The 22,152-nt window shown below is 70.9% G+C and carries 19 protein-coding genes; 13 read left to right on the top strand and 6 right to left on the bottom strand.

The annotated features are described in order from the left end of the window. Positions 1 to 110 precede the first annotated feature (110 nt). From OHS81_RS19595 to OHS81_RS19610, 4 genes are read left to right on the top strand one after another with little or no spacing between them, the layout of a single operon-like run. Entirely contained in the window at positions 111 to 884 is a 774-nt protein-coding gene (locus tag OHS81_RS19595; RefSeq protein WP_328386016.1) for a redox-sensing transcriptional repressor Rex, read from the top strand. Further along, positions 881 to 2,248 (top strand): glutamyl-tRNA reductase, encoded by a 1,368-nt coding sequence (locus OHS81_RS19600; protein ID WP_328386017.1) that lies wholly within the window; start codon positions 881 to 883, stop codon positions 2,246 to 2,248. The genes OHS81_RS19595 and OHS81_RS19600 overlap by 4 nt, the downstream gene beginning before the upstream one ends. Continuing rightward, entirely contained in the window at positions 2,245 to 3,273 is a 1,029-nt protein-coding gene (gene hemC / locus OHS81_RS19605) for a hydroxymethylbilane synthase (RefSeq protein ID WP_328386018.1), read from the top strand. Before OHS81_RS19600 ends, hemC begins: the two co-directional genes overlap by 4 nt. Next, positions 3,270 to 4,919: a bifunctional uroporphyrinogen-III C-methyltransferase/uroporphyrinogen-III synthase gene (locus OHS81_RS19610; RefSeq protein ID WP_328386019.1), complete on the top strand. Its 1,650-nt coding sequence runs from the start codon at positions 3,270 to 3,272 to the stop codon at positions 4,917 to 4,919. The genes hemC and OHS81_RS19610 overlap by 4 nt, the downstream gene beginning before the upstream one ends. Before the next feature lie 85 nt (positions 4,920 to 5,004). Here the strand turns inward: OHS81_RS19610 and OHS81_RS19615 are convergent, their stop codons facing one another. After that, positions 5,005 to 5,796 (bottom strand): alpha/beta fold hydrolase, encoded by a 792-nt coding sequence (locus OHS81_RS19615; protein ID WP_328386020.1) that lies wholly within the window; start codon positions 5,794 to 5,796, stop codon positions 5,005 to 5,007. A gap of 98 nt (positions 5,797 to 5,894) precedes the next feature. On the opposite strand from OHS81_RS19615, the gene OHS81_RS19620 reads away from it, so the two are divergent. Continuing rightward, positions 5,895 to 6,842: a MerR family transcriptional regulator gene (locus OHS81_RS19620; RefSeq protein ID WP_328386021.1), complete on the top strand. Its 948-nt coding sequence runs from the start codon at positions 5,895 to 5,897 to the stop codon at positions 6,840 to 6,842. Positions 6,843 to 7,272: 430 nt separating this feature from the next. Next, positions 7,273 to 8,133, top strand: a complete 861-nt coding sequence (locus tag OHS81_RS19625) for a helix-turn-helix domain-containing protein (RefSeq protein WP_328386022.1) — start codon at positions 7,273 to 7,275, stop codon at positions 8,131 to 8,133. Between the two features lie 77 nt (positions 8,134 to 8,210). On the opposite strand, the gene bla is transcribed toward OHS81_RS19625, so the two are convergent. Continuing rightward, positions 8,211 to 9,146: a class A beta-lactamase gene (gene bla / locus OHS81_RS19630; protein WP_328386023.1), complete on the bottom strand. Its 936-nt coding sequence runs from the start codon at positions 9,144 to 9,146 to the stop codon at positions 8,211 to 8,213. Between the two features lie 193 nt (positions 9,147 to 9,339). Between bla and OHS81_RS19635 the strand changes: the two genes are divergently transcribed. The 4 genes from OHS81_RS19635 to OHS81_RS19650 all read left to right on the top strand — a co-directional run bounded on the left by OHS81_RS19635 (position 9,340) and on the right by OHS81_RS19650 (position 12,529). Beyond that, positions 9,340 to 10,242 carry a LysR family transcriptional regulator gene (locus OHS81_RS19635; protein ID WP_328386024.1) on the top strand — a complete coding sequence of 301 codons (903 nt, stop codon included), beginning with the start codon at positions 9,340 to 9,342 and terminating at the stop codon, positions 10,240 to 10,242. Next, positions 10,239 to 11,135, top strand: coding sequence for a serine hydrolase (locus tag OHS81_RS19640; RefSeq protein WP_328386025.1), 897 nt, complete (start codon positions 10,239 to 10,241; stop codon positions 11,133 to 11,135). Before OHS81_RS19635 ends, OHS81_RS19640 begins: the two co-directional genes overlap by 4 nt. Before the next feature lie 70 nt (positions 11,136 to 11,205). Beyond that, positions 11,206 to 12,195: a porphobilinogen synthase gene (gene hemB, locus OHS81_RS19645; RefSeq protein ID WP_328386026.1), complete on the top strand. Its 990-nt coding sequence runs from the start codon at positions 11,206 to 11,208 to the stop codon at positions 12,193 to 12,195. 148 nt (positions 12,196 to 12,343) lie between these two features. Then, positions 12,344 to 12,529 (top strand): CsbD family protein, encoded by a 186-nt coding sequence (locus OHS81_RS19650; protein ID WP_328386027.1) that lies wholly within the window; start codon positions 12,344 to 12,346, stop codon positions 12,527 to 12,529. Between the two features lie 219 nt (positions 12,530 to 12,748). Here the strand turns inward: OHS81_RS19650 and argS are convergent, their stop codons facing one another. After that, entirely contained in the window at positions 12,749 to 14,512 is a 1,764-nt protein-coding gene (argS, locus tag OHS81_RS19655; RefSeq protein WP_328386028.1) for an arginine--tRNA ligase, read from the bottom strand. Between the two features lie 183 nt (positions 14,513 to 14,695). Here argS and lysS point away from each other — a divergent pair, with 183 nt between their 5' ends. Both lysS and OHS81_RS19665 read left to right on the top strand, forming a co-directional pair. After that, the gene (lysS, locus tag OHS81_RS19660; RefSeq protein WP_328386029.1) at positions 14,696 to 16,444 is read left to right on the top strand and encodes a lysine--tRNA ligase; all 1,749 of its coding nucleotides are present in this window, start codon (positions 14,696 to 14,698) and stop codon (positions 16,442 to 16,444) included. A gap of 153 nt (positions 16,445 to 16,597) precedes the next feature. Then, complete coding sequence (locus OHS81_RS19665) at positions 16,598 to 16,825, top strand: hypothetical protein (RefSeq protein ID WP_328386030.1); 228 nt, start codon at positions 16,598 to 16,600, stop codon at positions 16,823 to 16,825. 575 nt (positions 16,826 to 17,400) lie between these two features. Here OHS81_RS19665 and OHS81_RS19670 read toward each other — a convergent pair. The 3 genes from OHS81_RS19670 to OHS81_RS19680 form a co-directional block, all read right to left on the bottom strand. Next, entirely contained in the window at positions 17,401 to 18,651 is a 1,251-nt protein-coding gene (locus OHS81_RS19670) for a DUF2637 domain-containing protein (RefSeq protein WP_328386031.1), read from the bottom strand. A 154-nt stretch (positions 18,652 to 18,805) separates the two neighbouring features. Beyond that, positions 18,806 to 19,513 (bottom strand): DUF3558 family protein, encoded by a 708-nt coding sequence (locus OHS81_RS19675; protein ID WP_328386032.1) that lies wholly within the window; start codon positions 19,511 to 19,513, stop codon positions 18,806 to 18,808. A 226-nt stretch (positions 19,514 to 19,739) separates the two neighbouring features. Further along, positions 19,740 to 20,669 (bottom strand): hypothetical protein, encoded by a 930-nt coding sequence (locus OHS81_RS19680; protein ID WP_328386033.1) that lies wholly within the window; start codon positions 20,667 to 20,669, stop codon positions 19,740 to 19,742. A 162-nt stretch (positions 20,670 to 20,831) separates the two neighbouring features. On the opposite strand from OHS81_RS19680, the gene OHS81_RS19685 reads away from it, so the two are divergent. Further along, positions 20,832 to 22,025: an RtcB family protein gene (locus tag OHS81_RS19685; RefSeq protein WP_328386034.1), complete on the top strand. Its 1,194-nt coding sequence runs from the start codon at positions 20,832 to 20,834 to the stop codon at positions 22,023 to 22,025. Positions 22,026 to 22,152 lie beyond the last annotated feature (127 nt).

Raw genomic sequence — 22,152 nt, forward strand, 5'->3', positions numbered from 1 at the left:
AAACCGGACACCATCTTTGTGCACGCGTTCACAAAGACATAGCCTGCAGAAGACAGGGCGGTCGGGTTCCATGCGGTCGCCCGCAGCCCCGCTCTACCCGCAGGAGCACCGTGGCAACTGGCCGAACTCACCGACCGGCGACCCGCAGCCGAGGCATTCCCGAGGCCACCGTCGCCCGGCTTCCGCTGTATCTGCGTGCACTGACCGCGCTGTCCGAGCGCTCGGTCCCCACGGTCTCCTCCGAGGAACTTGCCGCCGCTGCCGGGGTCAACTCCGCCAAGCTGCGCAAGGACTTCTCCTACCTCGGCTCCTACGGGACCCGCGGTGTCGGCTACGACGTGGAGTACCTCGTCTACCAGATCTCGCGCGAGCTGGGGCTGACGCAGGATTGGCCGGTTGTGATCGTCGGTATCGGTAACCTCGGTGCCGCGCTCGCCAACTACGGCGGGTTCGCCTCCCGTGGCTTCCGGGTCGCCGCGCTGATCGACGCCGATCCGGCCATGGCCGGCAAGCCCGTCGCGGGCATCGGTGTCCAGCACACCGACGAGCTGGAGCACATCATCGAGAGCAACGGCGTGTCGATCGGTGTCATCGCCACGCCGGCCGGGGCCGCCCAGCAGGTCTGTGACCGGCTGGTCGCCGCCGGCGTCACCTCGATCCTCAACTTCGCGCCGACCGTGCTGACCGTCCCCGACGGGGTGGACGTGCGCAAGGTCGACCTGTCGATAGAGCTGCAGATCCTCGCCTTCCACGAGCAGCGCAAGGCGGGCGAGGAGGCCGGGCCCGAGAGCGGCGCCCCGGCCGCGGCCGCCCGTGCCGCCGCTGCCGTGGCCGGCGACCGCAAGGGACCTGACGGGGACATGCCCGCCGTGATGCCGGCATGACCCTCCTGGTCGTCGGACTGAGCCACCGCAGCGCGCCGGTGAGCGTGCTGGAGCGGGCCGCGCTCGCTCCCGAGGCGCGCGGCAAGCTGCTGCAGGACGCGGTGTCGGCCGAGCCGGTCACCGAGTCCGCGGTGCTGTCCACCTGCAACCGCATCGAGCTCTACGCCGACGTGGACAAGTTCCACGCCGGTGTCGCCGAGCTCTCCACCCTCCTGGCCCGCCACAGCGGCGCCGGCCTCGAAGAGCTCACCCCTTATCTCTACGTCCACTACGAGGACCGCGCCGTCCACCACCTCTTCTCGGTGGCCTGCGGCCTGGACTCGATGGTCGTCGGCGAGGGCCAGATCCTCGGACAGATCAAGGACGCGCTGGCCGTCGCCCAGGAACTGCACACCGCGGGCCGGCTGCTGAACGACCTGTTCCAGCAGGCGCTGCGGGTCGGCAAGCGCGCGCACAGCGAGACCGGCATCGACAAGGCCGGACAGTCGCTGGTCACCTTCGGGCTGGAGCAGCTTGCGGGCGGCCGGGACGTCGAGGCCTGGGCGCGCGGCAAGCGGGCGCTGGTCATCGGCGCGGGATCGATGTCGTCGCTGGCCGCCACCACCCTCGTACGGGCCGGTGTCGGCGAGCTGGCCGTCGCCAACCGCACCGTCGAGCGTGCCGAACGGCTCGTGCAGATCCTCACCGAGCCGGGCGGCCCCGGCGCCGCGAACGGGCTCCGGGCCCGGGCGGCCGCCATGACCTCCGTCCCCCAGGAGCTGGCGCTCGCCGACATCGTGGTCTCCTGTACCGGCGCGACCGGTCTGGTCCTGGCCGGTGAGATGGTCGCGGCCGCGCGCCAGGGCAACACGGCGCCGCTGGCGCTGCTCGACCTCGCGATGCCGCGGGACATAGATGCCGCGGTCCACCGGATCGAGGGCGCGCACCTCGTCGACATCGAATCGCTGGCCGACGCGTCCGCGGACGCGCCGATGGCGGCCGACGTGGACAAGGTGCGCGGCATCGTCTCCGACGAGGTGGCCGCGTTCGGCGCCGCCCAGCGGGCCGCGCACATCACCCCCACCGTGGTCGCCCTGCGCACCATGGCCGCGGACGTCGTCGCCGGTGAGATCACCCGGCTCGACGGCCGCCTCCCCGACCTGGACGACAAGCAGCGCGCCGAGATCACCCAGACCGTGCGCCGCGTCGTCGACAAACTCCTGCACGCGCCCACCGTCCGGGTCAAGCAGCTGGCCAGCGAGCCCGGCGGCGCCGGGTACGCGGACGCCCTGCGGGAACTTTTCGACCTCGACCCCCAGACGGTCGCCGCCGTCAGCCGGGCCGACACGCGCGCCGACAGGCACGATGCACGGGAGCGGGCATGACCGACAGCACCACGAGAGCACTGCGGCTGGGCACGCGGCGCAGCAAGCTCGCCATGGCCCAGTCCGGGCAGATCGCCGAGGCGGTCCGCGAGCTGACGGGCCGTCCCGTCGAGCTGGTGGAGATCACCACCTACGGCGACACCTCCCGGGAACACCTCGCGCAGATCGGCGGCACCGGCGTCTTCGTCTCCGCGCTGCGTGACGCGCTGCTCGCCGGGGAGATCGACTTCGCCGTCCACTCCCTCAAGGACCTGCCGACCACGCAGCCCGAGACCCTGGCCCTGGCCGCGATACCCGTACGGGAAGACCCCCGGGACGCGCTGATCGCCAGGGACGGGCTCACCTTCGAGCAGCTGACCGCCGACGAGGACCGGGTGGCCCGTATCGGCACCGGCTCCCCCCGGCGGATGGCGCAGCTCAACGCCTGGGCCAGGTCGCTGGGCCGGCGTGTGGAGACCGTGCCGATACGCGGGAACATCGACACCCGCATCGGCTTCGTCGAGAAGGGGGAACTGGACGCGGTCGTACTGGCCGCCGCCGGACTCACCCGGATCGGCCGGATCGACGAGGCGACGCAGCTGCTGTCGCCCGACATGGTTTTGCCCGCCCCCGGCCAGGGGGCACTGGCGATCGAGTGCGCTGCGGTCAACGTGGACCTCATCGCCCGGCTCGCCGAGCTCGACGACCCGGACACCCGGGCCGCCGTGACCGCCGAGCGTTCCCTGCTCGCCGCCCTGGAGGCCGGCTGCTCCGCACCCGTCGGAGCGCTGGCCGACCTTTCCCCGAACTCTCGACTTCGCTCGAGCAGGGAAGGCCCCAAGGCTGACGAGCAGGTTGTCACCGAATTGCATCTGCGTGGTGTCGTCGGCACGACCGACGGCAGCACGCTGGTGCAACTGTCCACCACCGGGCACGTACCCGCCTCTCCCGACGACGTGTCGACCCCGCTGAACATGGGTCGTGAACTCGCCGCCGAGATGCTCGCTAAGGGTGCGGCCGGTCTTATGGGGGAGCGAGCACTTTGAACCCCACCGCCCCAAACCACTCCGCCTCCGGTCAGGTCACCTTCCTGGGTGCCGGGCCGGGTGACCCGGGTCTGCTGACGCTGCGTGCCGTGGAGGCGCTGGCCTCCGCGGACGTACTCATTGCCGACCCGCAGGTGCTGGACGTCGTGCGCGTGCATGCCCGCGCACAGGTGGACACACCACTGCAGGCATCAGCTGACGAGGCGTCAATCCCCGCCGACGTCCCTACCCTTAGGGACACCGCCAATCTTGTCATGGCGGCCGCCCGTGCGGGCAAGCGGGTCGTACGTGCCGTCACCGGGGACCCCGGCCTCGACGGTGATGTCGCCGAGGAGATGCTGGCGTGCGCCGCCGAGGGCATCGTCTTCGAGGTGGTGCCCGGTATCGCCGCGGCCGTCGGCGTGCCTGCGTACGCCGGTGTCCCGCTGCGTGACGCCGAGGGCACCGACGTGCGTTTCGTCGACGCCCGCAGCGCCGATGCGCGCTGCTGGTCCGAGGTCGGTGCCAGTGACGCCACCGCCGTCGTCTCCACCACCCTCGACTCGGTGGCCGCGGCCGCCGGTGAGCTGGTGTCCGGGGGCCGCAAGCCGGACACCCCGATGACCGTCACCGTCGCCGGTACCACCACCCGCCAGCGCACCTGGACCGCCACCCTCGGGTCGGTCGCCCAGGTCCTCAAGGCCGCCAAGGTGCTGCCCTCGGCGGACGGCGGCCAGCCGGTCATAGCCGTGGTCGGCGAGCGCAGCGCCGCGGCACAGCGCGACCGTCTGTCGTGGTTCGAGTCCAAGCCGCTCTTCGGCTGGCGGGTGCTCGTGCCGCGGACGAAGGAGCAGGCCGCCTCGCTCTCCGACCAGCTCGTCTCGTACGGCGCGGTGCCGCACGAGGTCCCGACCATCGCCGTCGAGCCGCCGCGTACCCCGCAGCAGATGGAGCGCGCGGTCAAGGGCCTGGTCACCGGGCGCTACGAGTGGATCGCCTTCACCTCGGTCAACGCCGTCAAGGCTGTCCGGGAGAAGTTCGAGGAGTACGGCCTGGACGCCCGCGCCTTCGCCGGGATCAAGGTCGCCGCGGTCGGCGAACAGACCGCCAAGGCGCTGGTCGCCTTCGGTGTGAAGCCCGACCTGGTGCCGAGCGGTGAGCAGTCGGCCGCCGGTCTGCTGGAGGACTGGCCGCCCTACGACGCGGTCTTCGACCCGATCGACCGGGTCTTCCTCCCGCGGGCCGACATCGCCACCGAGACCCTGGTCGCCGGCCTGATCGAGCTGGGCTGGGAGGTCGACGACGTCACCGCCTACCGGACGGTGCGCGCCTCGCCGCCGCCGGCCGAGACGCGTGAGGCGATCAAGGGCGGCGGTTTCGACGCCGTGCTGTTCACGTCGTCGAGCACCGTGCGGAACCTGGTCGGCATCGCGGGCAAGCCGCACAACGTGACGGTCATTGCCTGTATCGGCCCGGCCACCGCCAAGACCGCCGAGGAGCACGGCCTGCGGGTGGACGTCATGTCGCCCGAGCCGTCGGTCCACAAGCTGGCCGAAGCCCTCGCGGACTTCGGCGCGGCGCGGCGTGATGCCGCGGTCGAGGCCGGGGACCCGGTCACCCGGCCGAGCGAGCGGCGGCCCGGGTCGCGCAGACGGGCTCGTAGCTGAGCGGCAGCAGGATTGCTGTGAAGGGCGCCTCTTCGGGGGCGCCCTTTGCGCGAGGGCGGGCGGCCGCCGCCCTCGCCGATCAGGACTACGCGGTCACCCGCTGCCCTTCACCCGCAGCAGCCCGGAGCAGCACCCCGGCGAGCTCGTCCGGGACGGAGAGCATCGGCCAGTGCCCGGTGTCGAGTTCGAAGAAGCCCACATGAGGCTCGGTGAGCACCTGGAAGCGCGGTTCTCCCGACCGCACCAGGGACTCGACCATGGCGATGTTCATCCCCGTGCCGGTGCAGAAGACGACGCTGCTCGGCAGCTTGGCGGCGGCCCCCGACAGCCGGAGCGGCTGGGTGAGCGTACCCAGCGGCTGCGGCGCGGCCAGGCGGACGAGCCGGGCCAGCGCGTCCGCGGGGACGCCTGCGACGCTGTTCCGGGCCTGCACGTCGTCGAGTGACGGCGGGGGGATCCGCCGGCCGTCCTCGGCCTGTTCGGCCCGTTGCCGCCACCCGTCGCGGACCGCGGGATCGGGCTCGAATTCGCGTACCAGGCCGTGCACCGAGAAGCCGTCCATCGGCAGGGGCGCCGACACGTACACGATCCGGGACACCCGTTCCGGGCGCCGGTCGGCGGCGCCCAGCGCCGGAAAGCTGCCGTAACAGTGGGCGACGAGCACCACCTCCGGCGCATCCAAGTGATCGATGAGCTGCACCAGATCCTCGATATGTGTCTCCAAGTCCGTTTCCGGGACCGCCAGATGGCGGCGGTCGCCCATGCCCGTGAGCGTGGCCGCGTAGGCCTCGGCTCCCCGCTCCCGTAGCCGGTCCACCACGTCCTGCCACAGCCAGCCGCCCATGTGACCGCCCGCCACCAGCACATACGCCGTCATCAACGCCTCCTCGCACAGCTCGGTCGCGCGGCCGGCCCCCGTTGACCCGGCCGCGCATGCCGTTACGGTAGGAACTCCCCCTGAGGGAGGTTCAAGGCATGACCGTGTCCGCGTCCCCTGACGGCATGTGGAGCATCGGCGAACTCGCCGAGCAGGCAGGCGTCACCGTCAAGACCGTGCGCTTCTACTCGGACCGCGGACTGCTGCCCGAGGCCGTCCGCAGCGCCGGGGGCCACCGCCGGTACGGCCCCGAGGCCCTGGACCGGCTCCGTCTGATCCGTTCGCTGCGCACCCTCGACCTGCCGCTGCCGCAGGTCGACCGGATCCTCGCCCAGGAGGACGTGCCGGGCACGACGGACGCCCTGGAGGGTGCCGTCGCGGGGCAGCTCCGCGAACTCGGCACACAACTGTCCTCCCTGCGCTGGCGGGAGGCCGCCCTTCACCTTCTCCGCGACTGCACCCCCGAGGAACGCGCCGACCGCCTGCGCCTGATCGGTGCCGTGGACATCCCGCCCAACACGGACGCCCTGGCCCGCTTCTGGCGTCACGTACTCCCCGCGCGGCTCCCGGCCCGCCTGCTCTCCACGGTGCTCGAAGCAGCGGTGCCGCAGCTCCCCGCCGACCCGGCCCCGTCCCAGGTGCTGGTCTTCGCCCGGCTTCACGCCGTCGCCACCGACAGCCGCGTCGTCGACATCAGCATCCGCCGCCTCGCCTCCCGAACCCCTGACGAGGCCTGCCGTCCGGCCGTCCTCTACGAGGGGCTGGTCGAGGCGTGCGCGCTCGCCTCGGCGGACGTACGAGACCGACGGCCCCCGCACGCGGGCGAAGCCCTCGACTGTTTCGTCGCCGCCCACGCCGGCTTGCGCAACACGCGGGACACCCCCGCTTTCCGCCGCCAACTCAGCGCCCAGCTGCGCCGGATTGCGCATCCCCTCATCGACCGCTACTGGCAACTCGTCGGCGAACTTCCCTCCGCTTCCCGGCAACCGACCATCGGCGCCATGGACGACTGGCTCCGTGCCGCGCTGGACGCGCAGGTCGCCTAGGTGTTCTGTCCGGTGCCGTGCAAGACCGTGGGGGCGGAGGCCGGTTCTCGGTGCCGGGCGCCGAACGCTGGACCGGCGCCCGGAAAGCCGGGCCCCGGTGGCCTGTCCGTCGGTGCGGCGGGTGGTCAAGAACAAAGAACCCCGGGAGGGAACCCTCCAAACCCACCAAACCCCGCGTACGTCACTCGTGGGGGTGAATCAGCTCAACTCGGCTGGCGCGCGGGCGACTTGGGTGGGCAGGCTCGGGCCTGACCACCGCAGACATGCGACAGACATGCGACAGACATGTGACGGCCCCCGCCGGGACGGCAATCCCAGGGCGAGGGCCTGACCACCAGAGGAAGAGCAGACCTTCCCGATGGCTGAGAAGAAGCCTAGCGCCGCTGTGCGCTCCCATTCCCGTGTTCGGCGAAGTGCCACCCACAGCGGGGTGACGCATATCCGGCAGTACCAGCCGGACCGGTACACGATCATCGGCAATCACCTCGCGCAGCACCGCGAACTGTCTCTGACCGCGATCGGGGTGGGCACCCACATCCTGTCGCTGCCCGAGGGCGCCTCCGTCGATATCCGCAGCCTCGCCGCCCGCTTCCCCGAGGGGCGCGACCGGATCGCCTTCGCGCTGCGGGAGTTGGTGGCCCATGGCTACCTGGAGCGGGTGCGGGAACGCGGGGCCAGTGGGCATGTGATCACGCGGACTTATGCCTACAACGACCCGGCCGCCGAGCGGGCGCGGCCCGGGGTGGCGGACGAGCCGGTGGCGACGTCAGTGCCGGCGTCAGTGCCGTCAGTGCCGTCGTCGGAGTCCGTCGCGCCCGTGCCGCCGTCCGTACCGGCCGAGCCCTCGGCGGCGCCCGAGCCCCTAGGGGAGCCGCCCCGTACGCCGCACCACCGCACGGCCGTCCCGCTCCTCGCCGGGCTGCGGCGCACCGATGACCGGCTCACGCTCGCCGAACGGGACATCCGCCGCCTCGCCCCCGACCTCGTCCCCTGGCTGGAGAACGGTGCCGGGCCCACCGCGATCCACCGCACCCTGACGGCACGGCTTCCGGACGTCCTGGAGAGCCCGGCCGGGCTCCTCGCCCACCGGCTTCGGGACCTGCTGCCGCTGCCCCTGCCACCCCTGCCCGAAGGGCCCGTGGCCCTGTATGGGCGGGACCCGGGCGGGGGTCGACCCGACCCGTTCCAGACCTGCGACGGCTGCGACCGCGCCTTCCGTGCCCGGGAGCCGGGGCGGTGCCGCGACTGCCGGTCCGGGCCGACGGAAGCCGGTGGCGCCGTCGCGGCCTAGGTGTCCTGCCCGGAGGGACCGGGGACGCGGCTGCGGGGGGTTGTCGACGCGCACGAGGCGGGACGGCCCGGCGTCCGCTACGTCAGCGAGTCGACGACCGTGGAGGTTGCCTCCGCGATCAACTTGTTGTCCGGTTTCGCGTCCTCCTCGGTGCGGTTCGTGAGGATCGCTACGACGAGGGGCGCGGCGTGGGGGCGCCAGACCACGGCGATGTCGTCCCGGCCGCCGTAGTTGCTGCCCATTCCGGTCTTGTCGCCGACCGCCCAGCCCTTGGGCACGCCGGCCCTGATGAGCTCGCCGCCGGTGGTGTTGGTCCGCAGCCACCTGGTGAGCTGCGCGCGTTCCGCTTTGCCGAGGGCATCCCCGAGCACGAAGGTGCGCAGGTCCTCGGCGAAGGCCCGCGGGGAGGTCGTGTCGCGCGTCGAGTGCGGATCCCACGTGCTCAGGTCCGGCTCGTAGCGCTCCATGTGCGTGACGTGGTCGCCGACCTTCTTGAGTGCGGCGTTCAGCGCCTTGGGACCACCGAGTTCCTTGAGGAGCAGGTTGGCCGCGGTGTTGTCGCTGTAGCGGACGGCGGCGTCGCACAGGTCGCGCAGGGTCATCCCCGACGTGACGTGCTTCTCGGTCACGGGAGAGTTGGCGACCAGGTCCTTCTTGCTGTACTTGATCACCTTGTCCATCCCGCTCAGGGAGCGCTTGCGCAGCACGGCGCCGGCCGCGAAGGCCTTGAACGTGGAGTTGTGGGCGAACCGTTCGCCGTCGCGGTAGGTCACCACGCGTCCGGTGCCGGTGTCGACGGCGTAGACGCCGAGGCGGGCGGAGTAGGTGCGCTCCAGCTTCTGGAAGGCGTGACCGTAGGGCTTCTTCGCCGCGGACGCGGACGCCGACGCGGACGCCGACGCGGACGAGGGCGAAGCGGCGCGGGAACTGCCCTCGCCGCAGGCGGTGAGCGGAATGAGGGTGAGGGCGACGAGCGCACTGAGAGCACAGCGGTGGGCACGGGTGTGCTGCATGATCTGAACCTCCGGTCCTGCCCCGGCGCGCACAGCACGGGGAACGGGCAGCCGGGCTCCCTTTGGGATCCGGCCGTGGCGGGCAGGGTCACCTTCGCCGCTCGGCGGTTATGCGGTCCAATACGCTTATGCGGGTTTCCATGCTGATTCGGCATGGGGTCGGGGCATGCCGTGGGGCGGGGAGGGGTGCGCTGTGGATCTGGTGGGCGCGTGTCGTGCGTTCGTCAGCGTGAGTGAGCACGGCAGTTTCACCATCGGAGCGGCTGCTGCCCGGATGTCCCAGTCGGTGGCGAGCCGCCGCGTCGCAGCCCTGGAGGAGCGCTTCGGGGAGCGGCTGTTCGAGCGCACCTCGCGGCAGGCCGTCCTCACCCCCTTCGGCCGGGACATGCTGCCCGCGGCCCGGCAACTGCTCCTGACCGCCGATGTGCTGGAGCACGAGGCGGCAGCCGCCAGGCGCAAACCGTGGCGGCTCGCCGTGCCCGACGTGTGCTCCGGGGCCGGCCTGGCACGCCTCGTCGCCGGCGCACGGAGGCAGGGCATGACGCTCGACCTGCGCCTCGCGGCGCCCGCACGGCGAACCGAGCTCATCCGCTCCCAGCAGGTGCGGGCGGCGCTGCTCGCGGTCGCGCCGGACCAGGCGGCATGGTCGGTGCCACTGGGGCTGGCCGGCGCCGAGGACCCCGGGGTGAAGCGCCTCTACCTCGACACGTTGCGCCGTGGCCGGACCACCACCGGCCCGGCCCGCCGCATCTGGGTCCAGCCGGAGGACGACGTGGCGCACATCCGCGACCCGCTGACGCGATTGCGCGATGCCGTCGGCCTGCAGCCCGCACAGCTCGCCGAGGCGGCCGACCTCACGGCGGCCGCGGCCGAAGTCCTGTGCACCGGAGACCTGTTGCTGTGTTCCCCCGCACAGGCCCGTGAGTTCGCCCTGAGCTGGCGCCCCATCGGCGAGGCCGCCTTCGTCCGCGGGTACGCCCTGACCGCCACCGCACCCGGCGATCCACAACTCATCCGGACGCGTCTGGGCGAGGCGATCGCCGACTGCCTCGGCGTATCCGGACCACCGCGCCCCGGCAACGCGGAGGTCGCGTGAACACCGAAGCACTGTTGCGCGACATGCGCCGCCACCTTGACGACGGAGGCCTGCGCGCCTGTCTGCTCGTCCGGGATCTGCACACCGGGCAAGAAGTCGGGATCGAGCCGGATGCCGAGCTGCCCACCGCCTCCCTGGTCAAGGTCCCCCTTGCCCTCGCGACGATCGAACGCATCCGCAGGGGCGAACTCGACGGAGCCACCGCGCTCGACGTGCAGCCGGGGCGCATCACCACCCCCGGGCCCACCGGCCTGAGCCGATTTCGCCATCCCGCCCGGATCGCCCTCGACGACCTGCTCTACCTGAGCACCTGCGTCAGCGACAGCACCGCCGGCGACGCGCTGTTTGGCCTCACCCCGCCCGACCGGGTCACCGCCCTCCTGAACGAGTTCGGCCTGCGCGGCATCACCGTCCGGCACACCTTGCAGGAGCTGGCCGACACCCCCGAGGAACGCCTCGATCCCACACAGGCCCATCTTGCGCACGCCCTCGCCATCAACGCGGGCGCACACGGACACGGGGTGCCGCAGCTGGACGTCACCCGCGCCAACAGCGGCAGCGCACGCGCCTACGTCGAACTGCTCCAGGCCCTGTGGACACCGTCGTCGATCCCCCCGGAGACCGCCGAGCGGGTCCGCGGTCTCATGGCCCACAACGTGATGCGGCACCGCCTGACGCCGGACTTCAGCTCCGACGCCACCACCTGGTCCGCCAAGACCGGCACCCTCCTCAACCTCCGCCACGAGATCGGAGTGGTCGAGCACACCGACGGCCAGGCGTTCGCCGTCGCCGTCCTCACCGAGTCGCTGGTGCCCGCCAGCAAGCAGCCCGGCGCCGACGCCCTGATGGGACAGGTCGCCCGCGCACTCCGTGATCACCTGCGGCAGCTGTGACGGATCCGCGGCCCGGCCGGCCGACGTTGCGTCGGCAAAGGCAGGTACGGGGCGGGCGTAGCGTGGCGGTATGACGAAGTACGGAAGCTTCCCCGGTGCGCGGCCCCGGCGGCTGCGTACCACCCCCGCGATGCGGCGGATGGTGGCCGAACACCGGCTGCACCCTGCCGACCTGATCCTTCCCGCGTTCGTACGGGAGGGCATCGGCGAGCCGGTGCCGATCTCCGCCATGCCCGGCGTCGTCCAGCACACCCGCGACACGCTGCGGAAGGCCGCCGTGGACGCGGTCGGGGCGGGCGTCGCCGGGATCATGCTGTTCGGAGTGCCGGAGGACGCCAAGAAGGACGCCGCCGGTACGGCGGGCACCGACCCCGACGGGATCTTGCAGGTCGCCATCCGTGACGTGAAGGCCGAGGTCGGCGACGACCTCGTCATCATGTCGGACCTCTGCCTGGACGAGTACACCGACCACGGCCACTGCGGCGTCCTGGACGACGGGGGCCGGGTCGACAACGACGCGACGCTGGAGCGCTACGCCGAGATGGCGCAGGTCCAGGCCGACGCGGGCGTCCATGTGGTGGCCCCCAGCGGCATGATGGACGGGCAGGTCGGCGTCATCCGTGACGCGCTCGACCAGACCTCCCACGAGGACGTCTCGGTCCTCGCCTACACCGCGAAGTACTCCTCCGCCTTCTACGGGCCCTTCCGGGAGGCCGTCGGCTCGTCGCTCAAGGGCGACCGCAAGACCTACCAGCAGGACCCGGCCAACCTCCGTGAGTCGATGCGCGAGCTGGCGCTCGACCTGGCGGAGGGCGCCGACATGGTGATGGTCAAGCCGGCGCTGCCGTACCTCGACGTGCTGGCGAAGGTCGCGGACGCGGTGGACGTGCCCGTCGCCGCGTACCAGATCTCCGGTGAGTACGCGATGATCGAGGCGGCCGCCGAGAAGGGCTGGATCGACCGGGACAAGGCGATCCTGGAGGCGCTGACCGGCATCAAGCGGGCCGGTGCCGACATGATCCTCACGTACTGGGCGACGGAGGTCGCGCGGGGGCTGTGAGGCGCCCCGGCCGACCGTGCCGTCGTCGAAGCTCCCGTCCCGGGGTCCGGGGCGGGAGCTTCGTCGTGGGCACCACGTTTTGTCCGCCGCACGCCGGGCACGGACCGATTGTCAAGGAACACCCCGACCGACCGAGGAGCGGGTAACCATGACTGCCAAGCGCAAGATGCAGGCCAAGGGCGCGCAGGTGATCGGCGCCATGAAGGAAGTCGTCGGCCGGGCCACGCACCACCGCAAGCTGGAGGCCGAGGGCAAGGCCGAGAAGCACGCCGGGCACGGGCTCGATGCGGCCGAGAAGACCAAGGACGCGGTGCGTAAGCCCTGGAAGCACTGAGGGCGTCGGCTGTGGCCGAATCCGGTGGCCGAATCCGGTGGCCGAATCCGGTGGGCGAATCCCGCGTCCTGAAGGCCCTGGCGGTCAGCCCGCCGCGGCCCGCGCGAGTACCGCCGCAAGACCTGAGCGGCCCCGTACAACACGTGTGCTGTACGGGGCCGTTGTGGCAGGAACGCAGGCGACGGCAGGCCGCGGGGGCGGTCTGACGACGCGCGCGAGTCAGAGCCGCTCGGGCGTCCGGATGCCGAGCAGCGCCATGCCCTGGTGGAGGGTGCGGGCGGTCAGCTCGCACAGGAACAGCCGGTTCGCGATCTGGTCCGGGCCGCCCTCGGCCTTCAGGACCGGGCACTGGTCGTAGAAGGTCGTGAACAGCGAGGCGAGGGTGTAGAGGTACGCGGCGAGCTTGTGCGGCTCGTACCCGGCGGCGGCCTCGGCGACGGTCTCGCCGAACTGGTCGAGGTGCAGGCCCAGCGCCCGCTCGGCCGGGGCCAGCGCCAGCTCCGGGTGCGCCGCGGGGGCCGCGTCGCCGGCCTTGCGGAAGATCGACCGGATCCGGGCGTAGGCGTACTGGAGGTACACCGAGGTGTCGCCGTTGAGCGAGACCATCTGGTCCAGGTCGAACTTGTAATCCCGGCTCGGCGACGTCGACAGGTCCGCGTACTTCACCGCGCCGATGCCCACCTGCGCACCGTTCTCGGTGATCTCCTGCTCGGTCAGGCCGACCGCCGCACCCTTCTCGCGCACCACCGTCGTCGCCCGCTCGGCAGCCTCGTCGAGCAGGTCCTCCAGGCGTACGGTCTCGCCCGCACGGGTCTTGAACGGCTTGCCGTCCGCACCGAGGACCGTGCCGTAGCCCATGTTGTGCGCGGTGATGTCGTCGCTCAGCCAGCCCGCCCGGCGGGCCGTCTCGAAGACCATCCGGAAGTGCAGCGACTGGCGGACGTCGACGACGTACAGGAGCGTCGTCGCCTTCAGGTCGACGACGCGGTTGCGGATCGCGGAGAGATCGGAGGCCGCGTAGCCGAAGCCGCCGTCGGCCTTCTGCACGATCAGCGGCACCGGCTGGTCGTCCTTGCCGCGGATCTCGTCGAAGAAGACCACCAGCGCGCCCTCGGAGCGGACGGCGACGCCCGACTCCTCCAGCAGCCGCGCCGTCTCGGCCATCATGTCGTTGTACGCGGACTCGCCGACGATCTCGTCGTCGCGGATCTCCATGTCCAGCTTCTCGAAGACCGAGTAGAAGTAGACCTTCGACTCGTCCACGAACCGCTGCCACAGGCCAAGGGTCTCCGCGTCGCCGGACTGGAGCGCCACGACCCGCTTGCGGGCCCGCTCCTTGAACTGCTCGTCGGAGTCGAAGACGGCGCGCGAGGCCTTGTAGACGCGGTTGAGGTTGCTCATCGCCTGCTCGCCGTCGACGTCGGCCGCCGGGGCCAGCTCGCCGGGGTTCTCGATCAGGTACTGGATGAGCATGCCGAACTGGGTGCCCCAGTCGCCGATGTGGTGCCGGCCGATCGTCCGCTCACCGTTGAAGTCCAGGATGTGGCGCAGGGCGTCACCGATGACCGCCGAGCGCAGGTGCCCGACGTGCATCTCCTTGGCGACGTTCGGCTGGGCGTAGTCGATGACCGTGACGCCGGGATTCTCCTTCAGCGGAACGCCGAGCCGGTCGTCGGCGGCGCGCGCGGCCAGCGTCTGGGTGATCGCCCGGTCGGTGATCGTGATGTTGAGGAAGCCGGGGCCGGAGACCTCGACCTCCTGGAGGAGGTCGTTCTCGCCGATCTCCGCGACGACCTTGGTCGCCAGCTCCCGCGGATTGCCCTTGAGCTTCTTGGCCAGTGCCAGCATGCCGTTGGCCTGGAAATCCGCCCGGTCGCTTCGGCGCAGCAGCGGGTCCGCGGCGCCGGCCTCCGGCAGGGCTGCCGAGAGGGCGTCCGCGACGCGCTGGTGAACCGAAGCTGCGAGGGAAGTGACCGAGGCCATGGAGAAGAGCTCTCTTCCAGAGGGAGGTAAGGAGGTGTCGTCGGAGCGGAAAGGGTTTGCCAACGAGTATCCCACGGCAGTACCACTGATTTTCCGTCTGGGACAATGGGCACCGTCAGGTTTTTGTGCGTCCGCGCGCAGGACGGCGCAATCAGGAAGCACCAGGAAGAGGAAGGGCCGATCGTGGCTCAGCAGAGCACCGAGACCGACTGGGTCTCCAGGTTCGCGGACGAGGTCATTGCCGAGGCGGAGCGCCGCGCCCCCGGCAAAGTGACATCAGGTGCTTCCGCACCGGTGGTCGTCTGCGCCTCGGGCCTGAGCCCGTCCGGCCCGATCCACCTCGGCAACCTCCGCGAGGTCATGACCCCGCACCTCGTCGCCGACGAGATCCGCCGCCGCGGCTACGAGGTCCGGCACCTCATCTCCTGGGACGACTACGACCGCTACCGCAAGGTTCCGGAGGGCGTGCCGGGTGTGGACAAGTCCTGGGCCGAGCACATCGGCAAGCCGCTGACCGCGGTGCCGGCCCCGGCCGGTTCGGCGTACCCGAACTGGGCGGAGCACTTCAAGGCCGCCATGAGCGAGGCGCTGGCCGAGCTGGGCGTCGAGTACGACGGCATCAGCCAGACCGCGCAGTACACCGCCGGTGTCTACCGCGAGCAGATCCTGCACGCGATGAAGCACCGCGCGGACATCGACGCGATCCTCGGCCAGTACCGCACGAAGAAGGCGCCGGCCAAGAAGTCGCAGAAGCCGGTCGACGAGGCCGAGCTGGAGGCCGCCGAGGGCTCGGGCGCGGCCGCCGAGGACGACGGCAGCGGCGGCTCGGCCGGCTACTTCCCGTACAAGCCCTACTGCGGGCAGTGCGAGAAGGACCTGACCACGGTCACCTCGTACGACGACGAGACCACCGAGCTGGCCTACACCTGCACCGAGTGCGGGTTCGGCGAAACGGTCCGGCTGAGCGAGTTCAACCGCGGCAAGCTGGTCTGGAAGGTCGACTGGCCGATGCGGTGGGCCTACGAGGGCGTGATCTTCGAGCCGTCCGGTGTCGACCACTCCTCGCCGGGCTCGTCCTTCGTCGTCGGCGGCCAGATCGTCCGGCAGATCTTCGACGGCGACCAGCCCATCGGCCCCATGTACGCCTTCGTCGGCATCAGCGGCATGGCCAAGATGTCGTCGTCGCGGGGCGGGGTGCCGACGCCGGGCGACGCGCTGAAGATCATGGAGGCGCCGCTGCTGCGCTGGCTGTACGCGCGCCGCAAGCCCAACCAGTCCTTCAAGATCGCCTTCGACCAGGAGATCCAGCGGCTCTACGACGAGTGGGACAAGCTGGAGGCCAAGGTCGCGGACGGCACCGCGCTGCCGGCCGACGCCGCGGCGTACGCCCGGGCGGCCCGTACCGCCGCCGGTGAGCTGCCCCGCACGCCGCGGCCGCTGCCGTACCGCACCCTCGCCTCGGTCGCGGACATCACCGCGGGCCACGACGAGCAGACGCTCCGGATCCTCGGCGAACTCGACCCGGACAACCCGGTCACCTCGCTGGACGAGACCCGGCCGCGGCTCGCCAAGGCCGAGTACTGGATCAACACCCAGGTCCCGGCCGAGCAGCGCACCATCGTCCGCGACGAGCCCGACGCGGACCTGCTCGGCACGCTCGACGAGCAGTCCCGGGGCTCGCTGCGGCTGCTGCTCGACGGTCTCGACGAGCACTGGTCGCTGGACGGCCTGACCACGCTGGTCTACGGCGTTCCGAAGGTGCAGGCGGGCCTGGAGCCGGACGCCAAGCCGACGCCGGAGCTGAAGGTCGCGCAGCGTGCGTTCTTCGCCCTGCTCTACAACCTGCTGGTCGGGCGGGACACCGGGCCGCGGCTGCCCACTCTGCTGCTGGCCGTGGGGGCGGACCGGGTGCGGAAGCTGCTGGGGGGCTGAGGGACGGTCTGTGGCTGACGGGCCGTTGGAGCGTCATCGTCGGGGAGTCGTAGACGCCTCGGGGTGGTCTCCGACCGACGGATGACAGCGGGATGAGAAGGGTTCGGCCCCGGGAACGAGGATCCCCGGGGCCGGACCCTTCACGCTGGAGTCATGAGGGGAATCTTAGGTTTCATCGTCATGATCCAGGGCGTTATGGGATTCGTCGGGCAGGTCTTCTTCGACCGCGCCTGGGGCTTGCTGCCCCACTGGTTCGATCTGCCGTCGGCCGCCTATGTCGGTCTCTTCGCGGCCGGTGCGGCACTGGCCGTCTGGGGGGACGCGGACAAGAAGCGCAAGGCGAAGCAGCTGCGGGATCGGACGGGGGCCGGGGCGGTCTAGGGGCGTTCGACGGGGAGGGGCGGAGCGCCCGACGCCGACGCCGCGCAGGCACAGCGACTCATGAAGATGAACGAAGCCACGGGTATCCGGTACAGCCCAGATTTTCCGGTCCCTGCCCGCTCGGGTCATTCGGGGGGCAGGGGGAAGTGCAGTCGTGGCCGGGGGCATCAGGGCAGGGTGCGCCGGGCAGTTGCGATGCTGAGGCCGCTGCGTTGCCGGGCGCGCTCGCTGCCGCCGCAGGCGCCACACCCAGCGCGATCGACGTGGAAACGGCTGCGGCCAGAAGTAGTTGCGTGATGATTCGGAACATACTGTCACCTCAAAACTCGCTGTTTCCGCTCGGTTTCGACCAGCCGCTGCTGGGCCACGGGAGCGCGGCGTCGTCTTGAGGAGAGAGTGCTGCTTTGCCTAAGACGAAGTGTCACTCCTCGCGCGGGGGCAAGTGATCGCTCGTCGGCAACCCCCTTCCATTCTGGTTTCCGCTCAAGGACTTCGCCACCGGGCTGGATACGGCAAGGGCACTGACACGCTGCCGTGCACCTCACTCCCGGTTCGCGAGGTACCCGGCGGGTGCGTCACGCGATGTGCTCGTCCATCAGCTCCGCGTTGAGGCGGTCGCTGAACTGGTCCACGTAGCGGTTGAGGTCCCGCGACTGCAGGCGGATCCCGTACTGGGCGTCCAGGTTCGCCGCGAACGCGCCCGGAGTCGGCATGCCCTCGCCCTCTATCGAGTGGCGGAACACCTGGTACAGGTCCTCGTCGGTCGGGGCCGCGGCCGGTGCCGGAGCGGGCTGCGGGCCCGCCTCCGGGGTGCCCTTGCCGAGCGGGCGCGTCCCACCTGCACCGTTCGGCACCGGGACCTGCGGCTCGGGCTCCGCCGGGCGCGGCGCCGGTACCGGGACCTGCTCGCGCGTCGGCATCTGCTGATACTCGTCGTACGAGGCCCGACGCTCCTGTCCGGGGAGGTACGCCGGGTCGTAGTCACCCCGGTACGCCACCTGCTGCGGCGCCGCGAACCACTGGCTCGGCAACTCCTCGGCCTCGGCCGGCTCCTGCGCCCTCGGCTCCGGCTGCGGCTCCTGGTTCTCCGGCTCCACGGCGCGTGTCGCGGCCCGCGGGGGCGCCGGCAGCAGCTGTGGTTCGATGCCCGCGGCGGCCAGCCCCGCGGGAGCGGTCTGGGCCAGCGGCACTCCGAACCGGGCGAGCCGCAGCGGCATCAGGGACTCCACGGGAGCCTTACGACGCCAGCTCCGCCCGAACCGCGACCGCAGGCGTGCCTGATACACGAGCCGTTCCTGCTCCAGCTTGATCACCGCGTCGTACGACCGCAGCTCCCACAGCTTCATCCGCCGCCACAACAGGAACGTCGGGACGGGCGCCAGCAGCCAGCGCGTGATCCGCACACCCTCCATGTGCTTGTCCGCCGTGATGTCGGCGATCCGCCCGACGGCGTGCCGGGCGGCCTCGACGGTGACGACGAACAGCACCGGGATGACGGCGTGCATGCCCATGCCCAGGGGGTCGGACGCCGCCGCGGCATTGAACGCCACCGTGGCGACCGTCAGCAGCCACGCCGTCTGCCGCAGCAGCGGGAACGGCATGCGGATCCAGGTCAGCAGCAGATCCAGCGCGAGCAGGACGCAGATGCCCGCGTCGATGCCGAGGGGGAAGAAGTAGGCGAAGTTGCCGAAGCCCTTTTTGAGGGCCAGTTCACGCACGGCCGCGTAGGAGCCGGCGAAGCCGATGCCGGCGATCACCACCGCGCCGGCGATGACGACTCCGATGAGTATCCGGTGTGTGCGTGTCAGCTTCAGTGGCGCGGCCACCCGAGGACCCCTCCCAGTCGGTCTGTTGCGGGCGACAGCCTGGCACATGCCCACGGGCGGGCGTGGGGCCGGTAGGGACGGGGAGGCGCAGCCGGGGCACGAGAGGGCCCGCACCGTGCATCGGTGCGGGCCCTCTCCGGCGGCGTCGGTGGGGTCAGCCGTTGGCCTTGGTGACGGCGGTGACCGCCTCCTTGGCGGCGGCCTGAGTCTGCTTGAGCAGGTCGGCGGTCTTGGGGGCGTCCGCGCCCGCCAGGCCCGCGCCGTTGTAGTTGATCGACACGACGACGTTGGAGACGCGGGCGACGAGGGTGGTGTTCGTGAAGTTGGTGCCGTCCCGCTTCACGTCGTAGGTGATCGCGGTGGCCTCGTCGCCGGTGCCGGAGGTCTGGACGGTCGCGAGCTTCTTGGCGTTCTTGGTGGCCTTCGCCTCGGATATCTGCTTGGTGTAGAAGTCCGTGGCGCGCTTTTCGCCGCTGCCGACGCCCGGGTCGGAGTCGTAGCGCTGCAGATTGGTGTCCAGCCAGCGCCACTGGGTGCCGTCGACGCCCTTCTCGTCCGAGCTGGTCCAGGAGCAGGTGCCGTGGGAGGCGTTGTCCGAGGACTTGCCCCGGTCCCCGGAGGCGTCCTTCACCTTGGGCAGCATCTTCTTGATGCTGTCCTTGGAGAACAGCTCGCACGGGTTCGGCAGCGTCTTGTACTTGGCGGGCGCGACGCTCGGCGACGGCTTGGCCGCGCTCTGGGAGGCGGAGGAAGAGGCGGCACCGGAGCTGTCGCTGTCCGAGCCGGAGCAGCCGGCGACGAGCAGCACCGGTACTGCTGCGCAGGTGAGGAGGCTGGCGAGGCGCTTGGCTGAACGGTGCATGGTTCCTTCGCTGTTCGTCGTCGGGTCGGTCCGCCGGGTCGGCGGTCGGCGGGCGCGGCCGTGGTGGTGGCCGTGGGGCCCGCCCCGCCTCGCGTACGGGGCAGGGCTAGACGGCACGGTACGCGGCGCGGCGAGGTGGGTGACCGATTCATATCGATGAGCGCAACGCTTACATCGGGCGTTTCCGCCTCTTGCCCGGTAACTCGGTCAATGCACCCGATCCGGACTATTCGCTGAGGCTGTCGGAGAGCTCGGTGGCCAGGGAACGGGCCTTGTCCTGCAGTTCCTGGCTGTCCGGCAACATCGACTTGTCCGTGGACCACTGGTCGTAAGTGAGCTGCACGATGACGTTCGACGTGCGAAAGACCACAGTGACATCGCGGTGCACGCCGGAGTCCGCTGTGACCAATTTGTCATTGAGGAACGCCGCGTCGCCGAGGTCGTCCAGGACGCGCGGGGCGGTGGAGCCGCTGGGGTCCGTGCTCGGGTCCGTGCTGGGGTCCGCACTGGGGTCCGCACTCGGGTCGGATGCCTGCGAGGGGCTGCCGGACGGGGCCTTGCCCGCCTTCCGTGTGGCGCTCGCGCTGGGGGCGCTCTTTTCCTCCGCGCCGTTCGTGACGGTTCCTTCGCCCTTGTCCTTGCCCTTCGGGGCGGACGGGGACGGGGCGGCGGGCGAGGGGGAGCCGGCGCCGCCGGACGGTATCTGCGCGGCCAGCTTCTTCTTGTCGTAGATCCCCTGCGCCTTGTCCTCATCGCTGGTGGCGGCGTCGTACGAGACCACGCGCTGGATGTCCAGGCCCAGGTGACGGGTGCCCGCGGTGGTCTCGCGGGTCCAGCGGCAGCCGACCCGGCGGTCGGTGTCGTAGGTGATGTCGGCCACGCCGCCGTAGACCTTCCGGGCCTCGGCGTCCGACAGGTCCTGGCCGTCGCCGGGGAGCATGCTGCGGATGGCCTTGCGCGAGGGCAGCCCGCAGGCCTCCGGGAGGGTCTGGTAGCGGCCCGGCTCGGCGGCCTGGCTGGAGCTGGCGGCGTCGCCGCTCTTGGCGTCGGCGGCGGCGCCGTCGGGGCTGGAGCTGCCGGTACAGCCGGTGAGGCCCGTGGCCAGCGCCGCGGCCACCACCAGTGCGGCACCGGGTACGAACGGTTTCCGTGGCATCGCTCGCGGCTCCTTCCCCTACGAAATGCGGTTGCCGCCGGTCGGCGGCCGATGGACACAATGTCTATCGCACGTCTTGCCGCAAACGCCGGTTCGCCGTCCAAGATCGGATAAATTGTCCGGCTTTTGCGTTTTTCATAAGTTCGGGGGAATGAGGAAGTTATGTCGTACGTCGAGGTGCCCGGCGCCCAGGTACCGATCCGGATGTGGACCGATCCGGCCACGGTCGAGGGCGTCGCGATGCAGCAGCTGCGCAATGTTGCCACCCTGCCGTGGATCAAGGGCCTGGCCGTGATGCCGGATGTCCATTACGGCAAGGGCGCCACCGTCGGCTCGGTGATCGCCATGCACGGCGCGGTCTGCCCGGCGGCGGTCGGTGTGGACATCGGCTGCGGGATGAGCGCGGTGAAGACCTCGCTCACCGCCGATGACCTGCCCGGCGATCTCTCCCGGCTCCGCTCGAAGATCGAGCAGGCGATTCCGGTGGGGCGCGGGATGCACGACGATCCGGTCGACCCCGGGCGGCTGCACGGTTACCCGACGGCGGGATGGGGGGACTTCTGGTCGCGGTTCGACGGGGTGGCCGACGCGGTCAAGTTCCGTCAGGAACGCGCCACGAAGCAGATGGGTTCGCTGGGAAGCGGCAACCACTTCATCGAGTTCTGCCTCGACGACACCGGCGCGGTGTGGCTGATGCTGCACTCCGGCTCCCGGAACATCGGCAAGGAGCTCGCCGAGTTCCACATGGGGCAGGCGCAGAAGCTGCCGCACAACCAGGGCCTGGTCGACCGCGATCTCGCCGTCTTCATCGCGGACACCCCGCCGATGGCGGCGTACCGCAACGATCTGTTCTGGGCACAGGAGTACGCCAAGCACAACCGGGCCGTGATGATGGCGCTCTTCCAGGACGTCGTCCGCAAGGAGTTCAAGAAGGCCAAGCCGACGTTCGAGCCGGTGATCTCCTGCCACCACAACTATGTGGCGGAGGAGCGGTACGACGGCATGGATCTGCTGGTGACCCGTAAGGGCGCGATCCGGGCGGGCAGCGGTGAGTACGGCATCATTCCGGGCTCGATGGGCACCGGCTCGTACATCGTCAGGGGCCTGGGCAACGCCGCGTCCTTCAACTCCGCCTCGCACGGCGCCGGCCGCAAGATGAGCCGGAACGCCGCGAAGAAGCGGTTCTCCACCCAGGACCTGGAGGACCAGACGCGGGGCGTGGAGTGCCGTAAGGACTCCGGTGTGGTGGACGAGATCCCGGGTGCCTACAAGCCGATCGAGAAGGTCATCGATCAGCAGCGGGACCTGGTCGAGGTCGTCGCCAAGCTCAAGCAGGTCGTCTGCGTCAAGGGCTGAGCGCAGCGTTACACGTGATCGACAGGCCCCGGACCGGATGCGGTCCGGGGCAGTGGCGCGGCATCGCCACCCGCTACGAGAAGGCCGCGACCGTCTGCCCACGGCCGGACTCCACATCGCAGGCACG

Origin of the sequence: Streptomyces sp. NBC_00400 (assembly GCF_036048035.1) — a bacterium.
Taxonomy (GTDB): domain Bacteria; phylum Actinomycetota; class Actinomycetes; order Streptomycetales; family Streptomycetaceae; genus Streptomyces.